Origin of the sequence: Pantoea sp. App145, assembly GCF_047947045.1 — a bacterium.
Lineage (GTDB): Bacteria > Pseudomonadota > Gammaproteobacteria > Enterobacterales > Enterobacteriaceae > Pantoea.
Window position 1 is genome coordinate 85670 of sequence record NZ_CP133293.1, and the last position, 11841, is coordinate 97510.

Sequence of the window (11841 nt, forward strand, 5' to 3'; positions counted from 1 at the left end):
TATCCTATACTTATGTTAAATTCTGGCAGCTGTTAAATCCCTGATGCCTGACACCCATCCTGAGAGAACGTTTCTGAACTGATTTCGCAACTGCTCATGCGCGCTAACGTTGCATCAGAGCTATGCTATGAAAATGAACCCCAGAGCGTGGTTTAACCACTCCCGTATTCCGATGAATGCCTCCGAAAACGTCACGTTTTCGGCGAACGATCCTGCCGGCGAAAGCACTCCGCGGTCAGAACTCTTTTCGACCGTCCAGATGGAACGCTACGGTCAGAAGCTGGCGCGGACTCATAAAGTATCGCCGGATAAACATCCTTATTATCTTCTGAAACGGCTTGGCGACAATGAGGCCGTTATCACCCAAAACTGCTATGAGCTTAACGCGGGTAAAAAGACCAGTATCATGCCCGCCGGGGAGTGGTTACTGGACAATTATTATCTGATTGAAGAACAAATCCGCACCGTCCGCCAGCACTTGCCGAAAAGCTTTGGTAAAGGTCTCCCGTCGCTGATGTCGCCGCTGAATTGCCCACGAATTTATCATATTGCATCAGAGGCCATTGTTCACGGCGATGGCCGCTGGGATGCCGCCACCCTGACCAGCTATCTCACAGCCTATCAACAGGTGACACCGCTGACACTGGGTGAAGTCTGGGCGTTACCGGGAATGCTGCGCCTGGCGCTGATTGAAAATCTTCGTCGTATCAGCATGGAAGTGATAAAAGCTCAGCAGGACAGAAACCTGGCAGATTCGTGGATAACAAGGATTTTCGAATGTGCAGAGAATGCACCTGGTGATTTAATTATGGTGGTTGCCGATATGGCGCGCTCCCGACCTCCGTTAACCAGTGCGTTTGTCGCAGAGCTGGTGCGGCGCCTGCAGGGGCATGGCAACGCGCTGTCGTTACCTCTGACCTGGGTTGATCAGTGCCTTCGGGAACAGGGGATCACCACCGACGTTCTCATACATAGCTTCAATCAACAGCTTGCCGCCAGCCAGCTGTCTGTCAGTAACAGCATCACGGGTCTGCGATTACTGAGTGAAACGGACTGGGCTGATTTCGCCGAAACGATAAGCGTCGTCGAGCAGGCATTACGCAATGATCCTGCCGGTATCTATCCCCGGATGCACTTCAATACCCGGGATCACTACCGGCACGTTGTTGAGGTCCTGGCCAGAGACAGTGGTCTCAGCGAGCCTGAGGTTGCTGACAGGGTGCTGGCGCTTTCAGAGGAAAAAGCTCCCGATACACCGGAACATCACGTTGGTTATTATCTTGCGGGTGAAGGTCGACAGGCGCTGGACATTCATCTGTTGGCAGACACCTCAAGGCTCATACGCTTGCGGCACAGTTTCAACAGAATAACCCTGCTGTCATGGCTTGGAAGCCTGGCGTTGTTGACAACCGCAACGACCGCGGCAATATTGCACGAAACAGCCATGCAGGGCGCAGACTGGCTGTTGATCGCGGTGATATTGCCTCTGATTATCGCTTTGACTCAGTTAATGAGCGATTTACTCAGTGACGCAACCACCCGTTTTCGCGTTCCTCGCCCCTTGCCGGAGATGGATTTTTCAACGGGTATTCCCGCTGACAGTGCCACCATGTTAGTCATCCCCTGCATGCTGACTAGCCACGAAAGTTTCAGCCAGCTCCTCACCAGTCTTGAAGTCTGCTGGCAGGGGAATGAAAACGAAAATCTCAGGTTCGCGCTGCTCACTGATTTTGCTGATTCTGAAAATGAACCCTCGCCGGAAAGTCACATGCTGCTCAGACAGGCGATTGCCGATACGCAGGATCTGAATCGCCGCTACCCCTCCAGCCGCCCACGTTTTTATCTGCTACACCGCCAGCCTGAATGGAACCCCGTGGAAGGAACGTGGATGGGCTATGAACGCAAGCGGGGAAAACTGGCGTTACTGAACAGCTGGTTGCGCCATCCGGGGACACAATTCGTCAGCATTGCTGACATGCCTGCCCACCTTTTACCTGGTCACATTAAATACGTCATTACTCTGGACAGTGATACGGTGCTGCCGCGCGATACGGCACACAAACTGGTTGCGACGATGGCACATCCGCTGAATACGCCAGAGTATGATCCGGTACTCCAGAGGGTTGTCAAAGGATTTGGCATTTTACAACCCGGTCTTGCGGAGAAGATACCACGCAACGGTCAGGGGAGTTACGCAGCCCTGCGCAGCAGCATACCGGGCAATAACCCTTATTCGATGATGTCTTCGGATATTTATCAGGATCTCTTTGGGGAAGGATCGTTCGTGGGCAAAGGGATTTACGATGTTGACATTTTTATGCAGGCTACTGCCAATACCTGCCCGGAAAATCTGATTCTCAGCCATGATCTACTCGAAGGATGCTATGCACGTTCGGGTCTGCTGAGTGAGGTGCTACTCTACGAGCAGTACCCTAATAATTATCTGTCGGATGTTGCACGCCGTTCACGCTGGATCCGGGGTGACTGGCAACTGCTTAACTGGCTGAAACCACGTGTCAGAAAAGCCGATGGAACCCGGGCCAGGAATCCGCTGAACGCGCTTTCTTACTGGAAATTACTCGATAATCTGCGTCGTAGTCTGGTAGCCCCCTCTTTACTGGTATTGCTGTTCTTCACCCTGCTTTGGGTACCCAATCCGGTTTACTGGCTTGGCGTACTGTCACTGATATGGCTGTTGCCAGCCATCCTCTGCATCACCCATGACCTTCTGCATAAACCGCTGCGTCGCCGCCTGAAGCCGCATCTGTTACTGGTGGGGGCGGGCGGGCTGAAGCGTCTGTCAGGTATCGGCCTTAATTTTGCGATACTGCCGCACGAAGCCGGATATTCGCTGAAAGCGATCGCCGTGACGCTATGGCGACTGGGGATCAGCAGGCGTCACCTCAGCCAGTGGGTCAGCCACAGCCAGGACAGCAATAAGGCCAGCCCCACTGTTGCACGTTTTTATCAGGCGATGTGGCTGAATGTTGCAGGTGGCGTGGCGCTGACAATACTGACCGGAAAATTTGGCCCACAACTGCTGGGGATTGCGTTACTGATCGGTTTGTTATGGTGTGTGGCGCCGCTGCTGCTGAGCTGGCTGAGTCGCCAGCCCGTGCGTAAGGTGTTTTCGCCAAATCAGGAACAAAAACAGCTGTTACGCCAGACAAGCCGTGAAATCTGGGCATTTTTTGAAACCTTTGCCACAGAAAAAGAGAACTGGCTTCCGCCTGATAACTATCAGGAAATACCACAACCGACGGTGGCACATCGAACTTCCCCTACCAATATTGGTCTGTCCCTTATGGCTAACCTGACGGCATGGGACTTTGGCTACCTGCCAGGCGGAGAAGTGCTCCGGCGCGTGTCGCTCATGCTCGATACGCTGGACAAAATGGAGCACTACCGGGGCCATCTCTACAACTGGTATGACACCCGCACGCTGGCCCCCCTCAGCCCACGCTATATCTCAAGTGTCGACAGCGGCAACATGGCCGGGCATTTGTTGACACTGCGTGCAGGGCTGTCCGCCATGCGTCATCAGCCTGTTTTAAACAGCCAACAGATACTGGCAGGACTGAACGATACGCTGGATATTCTGGAAAAACAGTGGGGTCAGAACCCACCTGACAGCCTGCTGCAGCTGCGCAAACACTGCCTGAGCGCGGTGTCGCTCTCTCCGCAGGCGTTTTTCCGCGAACTGAAAAACATGCGCACCCAATGCAACCATCTGACCACGCCATGTCATCAGGGATCTCCCCTTCAGATACGCTGGGCAGGGCATCTGGAGCATCAACTGGTTCAGATTTGCCATGAGTGGTCGCTGTTGCTTGGCTGGTTACCTGCATCCTGGAACGAACAGACGCTGCCGACGCTGAGCGAGCTTGCCCGTACGACAACCGGTACAGGAACACCTCCGGCGTCAGCGACGGAGCAGGCCCGAATGCGACTCAATATTATCACCGAGCTTGAACAGCGGCTGGATGAGCATGCCCGGATGGATTTCGCCTTTCTGTACAGCGAAGCAACCAGTCTGCTCAGTGTCGGTTATAACTGTGACACGAATACGCCTGACAAGAGCCACTATGATCTCCTGCCGTCTGAAATCCGCCTCACCAGTTTTCTTGCCATTGCGACTAATCAGCTGCCTCTTAAAAGCTGGTACGCGCTGGGTCGACTGTTTACCACAATTGATAATGAAACTGCCCTGATGTCATGGAGCGGGTCCATGTTTGAATACCTGATGCCGAATCTGGTGATGCCCACCTTGCCCGGCAGCCTGCTCGATGAAATGAGTAAGTCGGCGGTTATGCGACAGATTCACTGGGGGAAAGAACGCGGGGTACCATGGGGTGTTTCAGAGTCTGGCTATCATGCTTTTGATGTTCAGCATAATTATCAGTATCAGGCATTTGGTGTGCCGGGTCTCGGGCTGCGCAGGGGGCTTGCCGATGACATGGTTGTTGCCCCTTACGCCACACTACTGGCGCTGATGGTCTCCCCACAGAGAGCCTGTGAGAACCTGTTCCGGCTGCAAAAAAATGGTGCACATGGCGAATACGGTTTTTATGAAGCGCTGGACTATACCCCCTCACGCCTCGCAACCGGTCAGCTCTATGCGGTGGTACAGTCCTGGATGGCGCATCACCAGGGCATGGCATTTCAGGCGCTGGCTCATGTGCTGCTTGACGCCCCGATGACTGAAAGATTCATGTCCAGTACGGTCTTCCGGTCAGCGAGCCTTCTGTTACAGGAGCGCGTGCCGGATGCGGTCGATCTGTACAGTCCGCGCCGTCATTTTGAATCTCATGAGGGCAGGATCAAACCCGTTCGCTATGAACCCCGTATTTTCTATAGCGTGGATACACCAGCTCCGGATATTCAGCTCCTGTCCAACGGCCATTATCATCTGATGTTGACCGCGGGTGGCGGTGGTTACAGTCGCTGGAATGATATTGCACTTACACGCTGGCGCAGTGATACCACCCGCGATAACTGGGGAGCATTCTGCTATATCCGCGATACACAGACGGGAAATGTGTGGAGCAATACCTGGCAACCGACAGGTTACACCAGCGGACGCGACGAGGAAGTATTATTCACCGATGCGGGGGCTGAATTCAGACGCACCTTCGGGGAACTCAGCGTCAAAACTCAGGTGGTGATCTCCCCGGAGGATGATGTTGAGTTGCGACGGCTCACACTGATTCATCGTGGTCGCCAGCCCCGCTCTCTGGAACTGACAACCTATGCTGAAGTGGTACTGGCACCTGAGGCCAGCGATCTGGCACACCCGGCATTCAGCAATCTGTTTATTCAGACTGAGCTGGATCCTGAGCGTGACGCTATTCTTTGCCACCGGCGCCCGCGCTCCACGGATGAACCCGGTCCTTGCCTGTTTCACATGATGGTGGTGCGTGACGATAACCGACATGATGTCTCGTTTGAAACGGACAGGGAAAAATTTATTGGGCGTGGCAGAACCCCTGCTGATGCCCTGGCAATAGAGGCTGGAGGGACGCTCAGCAACACGTCGGGGTCAGTGCTGGATCCGATACTGACAATTCGCCACGCCATCATTCTGCAACCGGCGCAGCCGGTCACGATTGATATCATTTATGGTATCAGTGAGACCCGTCAGCAGAGCCTGGCGCTGCTGGAAAAATATCGCGATTACCCTATTGCCGATCGCGTCTTTGAACTGGCCTGGTCTCACAGTCTGGTGGTATTACGCCAAATGAACGCCAGTGAAGATGATGCCACTTTGTTCAATCGTCTCGCCAGTGCTGTGCTTTACCCTGTCCAGGAGCTGCGCGCCGAAGGCCAGGCGATCAGCCGCAACCGGCGTGGCCAGTCCGGTCTGTGGGGCTGGGCAATTTCGGGCGATCTACCGATAGTGCTGCTTAGTCTAACCAGCGAGGAAAGTATCACCTCAGTGACCACGCTGATTCAGGCACACCGTTACTGGAGACAGAAAGGGCTGGATGTTGATTTGGTTATCCTGAATAACAGCCCCGGCGGCTACCAGCAGGGATTACAAAATCAGATTATGGATTTAATTTATGCCGGGTCTGAAGCCAGTCTGCTGGACAAAACGGGCGGGCTTTTTGTCCGTAATGGCGAGCATCTATCCGCTGAGGATAAGTTGCTTTTGATGAGCGTGGCCTGTCTTTATCTTGATGACTGCGCAGGGGGTATTAATGAGCAGCTTAACCAGCGTATTCATACCCTGAAATCGCCGGCCAGAGCATTCATTCCGCGTGCTGTGCGCGAGCGTAATCAACATAAGGACTGGAGCCCCGATATCAGTCAGTTATGCCATTTCAATGGGTACGGTGGATTTTCTCAGGATGGTCGGGAGTATCAGATTGTCCTGCGGGAAAATGCGCTTACACCGGCCCCCTGGTCAAACGTACTGGCAAATTCCCGTTTTGGCTGTGTGATTTCAGAGGCAGGACAGGCCTACTCCTGGTATGAGAATGCACATGAATACCGGTTGACACCGTGGGAGAACGATCCGGTGAGCGATCGCAGCGGCGAGGCGTTTTATCTGCGCGATGAAGAGAGCGGTGAGTGCTGGTCACCGACGGCTTTGCCTGTTCGCGGACACGGTGATTACCTGACCCGCCATGGTTTTGGTTACAGCGTTTTTGCCCATCGTGAAAGTGGTGTAGACAGCGAGCTGACGGTCCTGGTTGCCGAAGAGGAGCCAGTTAAACTGGTGCTCCTGACGCTCAGTAACTCTTCGGGACGGACACGTAAACTCTCCGTCACAGGCTATGTTGAGTGGACGCTCGGAGGATCACTAACTCGCTCAGCCCCTCACATTGTGACACATGCAGCCAGAACGCCTGGTGGCTGTGGGGTGCTGGCGAACAACTTTTATGGCGATAACGGTGGCGGCCGAACTGCATTTTTTGCCGTCAGCGGTAATGACTGTTCGCTGACGGGGGACCGCCGGGAGTTTATCGGCCGTAATGGTTCCCTGCACGCCCCGTCGGCCATGAAACTGAGCAGGCTTTCAGGTAAGACGGGCGCTGGTCTGGATCCCTGCGGGGCGGTACAATCTACGGTTACATTAATTGATGGGGATCAGAGGACGTTTATTTTTATCCTCGGCGCAGAGGAGAATGATGTTTGTGCTCAGGAAACGCTGGCCCGTTACATGAACGAGGATACGGTCCGTCAGGAACTGAACCGGGTTCATAACCACTGGCATAATGTGCTCGATAAAATCGTGGTTAACACCCCCGACACGTCCGTAAATTTACTGGTTAATGGCTGGCTGTTGTATCAGACAGTAGCCTGTCGCCTTTTGGCCCGCAGTGGTTACTATCAGTCTGGCGGTGCATTTGGTTTTCGCGATCAGCTACAGGATACACTGGCACTGAGCCATGCTGACCCGGACCGGATGCGTGAACAGATAATACTGTGTGCATCACGCCAGTTTATCGAGGGTGATGTGCAGCACTGGTGGCACCCGCCACTCGGCAACGGTGTGCGCACCCGCTGTTCTGATGACTACCTGTGGCTGCCGCTTGCCGTTTGCCACTATGTTGAAACGACGGGGGATACGGATGCACTGGAAATACGCATTCCTTATCTGGAGGGACGCCCGCTTCAGCCTGGTGAAGAGTCTGTCTATGACACTCCGGCCATCAGCGGCACCGAAGAGACACTCTGGTTACACTGCGTCAAAGCGATTCGCCATGGACAGCGGTTCGGGGTGCATGGTCTGCCTCTGATGGGGGCAGGTGACTGGAATGACGGGATGAACCGCGTGGGTATCGAAGGCAAAGGTGAAAGCGTCTGGCTGGGCTTCTTCCTGTACAACATTTTGCAGCGGTTTGCAGGGCTGGCGGAGCGCAGGCTGGATGAAAGTGTCGCCTCGATGTGCCGTTCACAGGCGCTGCACCTGCAAAGCAATCTCGAAGCCCACGCCTGGGATGGTGAATGGTACCGGCGCGGATATTTTGACGATGGTACTCCCCTGGGGGCGAAAGCCTCACAGGAGTGCCGGATTGATGCGATTGCGCAGAGCTGGTCTGTATTGTCCGGGGCCGCAAGCCCGGGACGGTGCGCAAAGGCCATGCAGGCGCTGGATAAGCACCTTGTGGATAACGAGGGGGGACTGATCAAACTGTTAACGCCCCCTTTCGATGGACACGGTCCAAACCCGGGTTACATACAGGGGTACCTGCCCGGCGTGCGGGAAAACGGAGGGCAGTATACACATGGCGCCATCTGGGCAGTGATGGCATTTGCCCGAATGGGGAATGCCGAACGTGCCTGGCAACTCTGGTCAATGCTCAACCCTATAAATCATACTCTGAATGCGGGATCGGTCGGGATTTATAAAGCTGAGCCTTATGTCATGAGTGCTGATGTCTACAGCGTCGCTCCCCATACCGGACGTGCAGGATGGAGCTGGTATACCGGTTCCGCAGGCTGGGCCTGGCGTTTACTTACCGAGGAATTACTGGGGATAAAACGTTCCGGTACTGACTTTACGGTTCATGCCCGGTTACCGGATGAGTGGCCGTCTTTTTCTGTGGCCTATCAATATGGCGAAAGCCATTATCAGATTAGCGTTGCACGCGGCGACGGAGAGTATCGGGTTACGCTGGATGGCATCCTCCTGTCTGACGACAGAATTCCGCTGCTGGATGACAGACAACACCATACGGTTGAGATAATTCAAAACTGAGACTGACTTAAAATGCGCATTACAGCCTGCCGTTAATGCGCTGATTATCTCTGAGAACATCAATCGCCGTCTGCATGGCGACTTTGTCATCCCGCCTTTTTTGCCTGCCCTGCATTACCTGTAAGTACTCAAGCAAGGTTCGGGTATTTATCGGCCGGCCCTGTTTACCCACAGCCAGCACGGCTTCGCCAAGAATAATTTTCACTGGCGGTAGCTGTGCCGGGTACCAGTCAAGGGTGTCTTCTGATTTCATCATAAATTTCTCATGGAAGGGTATTGTATCATAAATCAGACGTTCATTTTTCAATGTCTCATGTTCTGATTAAGTTATAAATCATCATAACTTAAGCCAGTTATTTTTATATTAAAGCGTATAATAATTAATGTATTCATCAGAGAATATTATTTATGTCTTTTATACAAAAGGACTCAGGTACTTTAAAGAAAGACCGGTTGATGTTGCCTGCCCGGTATGCGAGTACAGAGCCGATCAGAAAGCAGGTAAACTAAGACAAGATGCGGTTCTGGAGTCCCCTGCCTTCAGGCTGTTGTTCAGGCCATCAGAATGCTGGTGTATCGGCGGCTGATCAGCTTCTTCAACTTAACGTGAGCGATGTCAGGTAATGACACTATTTCTCTTGTACTGCAGTTGTCGAGGGAATGATGATGAAATCTATAAAATCTGCTTCTGTTGAAGGGTATATCCTTTCGAACAGCTGTCATGGGCAGGCCGGTCAACCTTTCTGTATCCACAGGGTCAGATTTAGTAATGGTAAATATGCGATTATCCGGGAAGCATCAGGCATATGTTTCAAACCTGGTGAAATTATTCAACGAAACGATTGCGAGTGGTTTTATAAACTTACCAAAATACGCCTTCTTTCTTTTGAATACCTTAAGGATGATGAATCAAGAAGGCAACCCATTGAATATAAATGATAAAGTCATATATTTATAACGGCATAACTTTGCTGATTTACAATTCATTCCTGACTCTCCAAATCGTTTGTCATTAATTGAAAAAATTATTTTTTTCTGAATTTAGATGGATTTAAACTGTCTAAAAGAAGTGTATCGCTAAAGACAAATTTTCCTTTTGCGTTATAACCTTCATTAGCATTTAGGAAATTTATGTCACAGTCTTTTACTCACAATTTACTCCATCCCCGCTACTGGCTTACATGGTCTGGTTTGGGCCTGCTGTGGCTTATCGTTCAACTTCCTTACCCGGTTTTACATATTCTGGGTTCTGGTCTTGGAAAAATATCCAGGCCCTTTCTGAAACGACGGGAAGGAATTGCGATTAGAAATATCGAACTCTGTTTTCCCGAGATGACCCCGCTTGCCCGAAGCCAGATGATCAATAAAAACTTTATTTCTCTCGGGCTTGGGCTGATGGAGACTGGTATGGCCTGGTTCTGGAGCGATGTGAGAGTCAAAAAATGGTTTGATGTCGAAGGGATTGAAAACCTGACCAGTGCAACCAGAGGGGTAATGGTTGTCGGGATCCATTTCATGTCCCTTGAATTGTGCGGAAGAGTTATGGGGTTATGTCACCCCATGATGGCAACGTATCGCCCGCACAATAATCCATTGATGGAATGGGTTCAGACAAAAGGGCGTATGCGTTCAAATAAGGCGATGATTAATCGACGTAATTTATCTGGCTTTGTTCATGCGCTCAAGGCAGGTGAAGCAGTGTGGTTTGCACCAGATCAGGATTATGGGTCAAAGGGGAGCGTTTTCGTACCTTTTTTCTCGGTAAAGAAAGCAGCCACGACGAACGGAACGTATACACTTTCAAAACTCGCTGGTGCACATTTGATCACACTCAGCATGATTCGACGGAGCGATAAAAAAGGTTATCACATGTATATCAGTAATCCGTTGTCGGGCTTTCCTGAGGGAGACAAGGTCGCCGCAGCTGCTTATATGAACAAGATTATTGAGCGTGAAATTCTCCGTGCTCCTGAGCAATACCTGTGGATGCACCGCAGGTTTAAAACGCGTCCTGAAGGCGAAGTCTCTTTATACAAATGAATCATTCTACTGGTCATGAGCCAGAATCTATCTTGCCTGCCACTGTGTATTTGTTAAGAATGGGATGTGTAATTATATGGTCTACTGGGTATTTGTATTCACTAACTAACGTTTCTCACCACTCAGATCGTTGTTACTGAGAGCCACCACGGCCTGACCGCGCAGGTCGGGCCTGAACAGCGCCTCGCAGCTGGCATAAAAGCTGTTCACATCGGCCAGTCCGAACATCGGCATCATTACCTCCGGCGCGTGCGCGTGCTGTGGAAGAACCAGGTCACCACGCCCATCAGCTGCAGCGTCTCCGGATAAATGACGGGATAAGCCGGATTCATCGGCAGCAGCGCCAGTCGCGGATGCAGCTGCAGGCGCTTGACGGTGAATTCCCCGTTCACCTCGGCGATCACCACATCGCCCTGGCAGGCTTCTTCTGCCCGGTCAACGACCATGACGTCACCGTCGAACAGCCCCAGATCTTCCATGCTGCTGCCGCTGGCCCGGACAAAATAGCTGGCCGCCGGGCGCCGGATGCAGAGTTCATTGAGGTCGAGCTCGGACTCAACATAATCCGCGGCCGGGCTGGGGAACCCGGCCGGACACAGGTCGGCATAGAAGGGGATCCCCAGCTGAATTCTGTGCTCTGCGGGACGAAGCAGGGTCATCCCCGTCGGGACAGGCAAAATTTCACTCTCAGCAGCCAGCGCCTGTGCGTCACAGGGCGGAGAAATGGTGTGAGTCTGCGGCATGTTTTTTACCTTTCCTTGGCTGTATATATATACAGTATCAGATCGAATTACCGCGATCGCAAGAGGGCAGGGGAGGGGAGGGGCGTCTGCGTGAACCATGTGGCTGACGCGGCAGGCAATTTTATTTCTCCGCTGCTTATGCCGGAAACCACACTATAATCACGGTGAGCAACGTAGCGGCAGGGAAGCCTCAGCACAGGACTTTCTGCCTGCCCGGGTTCGCCCGGGCCTTTTTCCATGACTTCCGCAGTTTCAGCCCGTTCCGGGCGTAAGCAGACACTCTCCGGTCCCGATGATATGACGCTTCCTCGCCACGGCTGTTCGTTCCTCGCTGGCGCTGCGGTACGCCTC

Annotated in this window: 5 protein-coding genes; 2 read left to right on the forward strand and 3 right to left on the reverse strand. The window is 52.6% G+C overall.

Annotated elements, in window-relative coordinates:
* Window positions 1-127: 127 nt before the first annotated feature.
* Window positions 128-8707: a GH36-type glycosyl hydrolase domain-containing protein gene (locus RCF31_RS25310; protein ID WP_416414429.1), complete on the forward strand. Its 8580-nt coding sequence runs from the start codon at window positions 128-130 to the stop codon at window positions 8705-8707.
* Window positions 8708-8726: 19 nt separating this feature from the next.
* On the opposite strand, the gene RCF31_RS25315 is transcribed toward RCF31_RS25310, so the two are convergent.
* A complete protein-coding gene (locus tag RCF31_RS25315) occupies window positions 8727-8960 on the reverse strand; it encodes a hypothetical protein (protein ID WP_313685181.1) in 234 nt (77 codons plus the stop codon).
* An 878-nt stretch (window positions 8961-9838) separates the two neighbouring features.
* Here RCF31_RS25315 and lpxP point away from each other — a divergent pair.
* The gene (gene lpxP / locus RCF31_RS25320) at window positions 9839-10747 is read left to right on the forward strand and encodes a kdo(2)-lipid IV(A) palmitoleoyltransferase (RefSeq protein ID WP_416414430.1); all 909 of its coding nucleotides are present in this window, start codon (window positions 9839-9841) and stop codon (window positions 10745-10747) included.
* A gap of 105 nt (window positions 10748-10852) precedes the next feature.
* On the opposite strand, the gene RCF31_RS25325 is transcribed toward lpxP, so the two are convergent.
* Together RCF31_RS25325 and umuD are read right to left on the reverse strand one after the other, a co-directional pair.
* Entirely contained in the window at window positions 10853-10984 is a 132-nt protein-coding gene (locus RCF31_RS25325; protein WP_416414561.1) for a hypothetical protein, read from the reverse strand.
* Complete coding sequence (gene umuD / locus RCF31_RS25330; RefSeq protein ID WP_416414539.1) at window positions 10984-11406, reverse strand: translesion error-prone DNA polymerase V autoproteolytic subunit; 423 nt, start codon at window positions 11404-11406, stop codon at window positions 10984-10986. The genes RCF31_RS25325 and umuD overlap by 1 nt, the downstream gene beginning before the upstream one ends.
* Between the last annotated feature and the right edge of the window lie 435 nt (window positions 11407-11841).

Excerpts from the sequence above, each read along its gene's own strand:
- RCF31_RS25310 (WP_416414429.1), top strand. The coding sequence starts at position 128 with ATGAAAATGAACCCCAGAGCGTGGTTTAACCACTCCCGTATTCCGATG.
- RCF31_RS25315 (WP_313685181.1), bottom strand. The coding sequence starts at position 8,960 with ATGAAATCAGAAGACACCCTTGACTGGTACCCGGCACAGCTACCGCCA.
- lpxP (WP_416414430.1), top strand. The coding sequence starts at position 9,839 with ATGTCACAGTCTTTTACTCACAATTTACTCCATCCCCGCTACTGGCTT.
- RCF31_RS25325 (WP_416414561.1), bottom strand. The coding sequence starts at position 10,984 with ATGATGCCGATGTTCGGACTGGCCGATGTGAACAGCTTTTATGCCAGC.
- umuD (WP_416414539.1), bottom strand. The coding sequence starts at position 11,406 with ATGACCCTGCTTCGTCCCGCAGAGCACAGAATTCAGCTGGGGATCCCC.